The sequence below is a fragment of the Photobacterium sp. R1 genome (assembly GCF_054600795.1).
The window spans coordinates 1-1041 of sequence record NZ_BAAHZP010000041.1; the positions used below are offsets into that span (position 1 = coordinate 1).

Genomic DNA, 1041 nt, shown 5'->3' on the forward strand with positions numbered 1-1041 from the left:
GGCGTTGTTGCCTAAATCAGTTGAACCTTTTCCAAGTCCTGCGATCTGATCCCTTGTGATGGTAAGTGCGGTGGTAACATGGGTAAGGCGAAAAAGAAGATAACTAACTGGGCGGAGTACAATAAGGCTCTGTGTAAACGTGGTTCTGTTACGTTCTGGATAGATGACTCAGCCATAGATGCATGGCAATGCAAAGCCCATCATGGTAAGCGTGGTAGAGGCTTCCAGTACTCTGATACCGCGATTGAAACGGCCTTGATGATTAAGGGGATCTTCTCTCTGCCATTACGTGCACTGCAAGGCTTTATCGACTCGATCTTCAAGCTATTGGATGTTCCTCTGACATCCCCTGACTACACCTGTATCAGTAAACGCTCGAAGACTGTTCAGGTCAAATATCGCAATAAATCTAGAGGGGCTATCCGCCATATCGCCATTGACTCGACTGGCCTAAAAGTCTTTGGTGAGGGTGAATGGAAAGTGAAAAAGCATGGGGCAGAAAAACGCAGAACATGGCGCAAACTGCACTTAGCTATTGATGTGGATACTCACGAAGCGATTAGTGCGGAAGTCAGCCTTGTCAATGTTGGCGATAGCGAAGTGCTACCTACGTTGCTCAACCCACTACGCAGAAAGGTCATTGCCGTATCTGCCGATGGTGCATATGACACCAAAAATTGCCACGAGACTCTGAAAAAGAAAGGTTGTACCCCGTTAATACCACCTCGAAAGAATGCAGCACTTTGGGAAGATGGCCATCCCAGAAACGAAGCCGTAACAGCGCTGAAAAATGGGGCAATAGCGGAATGGAAAGCCGAGTCTGGTTATCACTATCGCTCAATATCTGAGACTGCAATATCCCGATATAAAGGACTCACAAGCGGTAAACTGAGCTTGAGATGTTACAACGCTCAAGTGGGTGAAATCATGGCGAATGTTAAAGCTATAAACAAAGTCATAGGACTAGGTATGCCCGTCAGAAGCTAACTGCTGGTCATATATGGCATCGTTGATCCTCAAGCTGATTTGATCAACAACGCC

The 1041-nt window shown here is 46.6% G+C and carries 1 protein-coding gene; it reads left to right on the forward strand.

Annotated elements, in window-relative coordinates:
• The first annotated feature begins 78 nt into the window (after positions 1-78).
• A complete protein-coding gene (locus tag ACYP03_RS23820; protein WP_459782337.1) occupies positions 79-987 on the forward strand; it encodes an IS5 family transposase in 909 nt (302 codons plus the stop codon).
• Positions 988-1041: the final 54 nt, after the last annotated feature.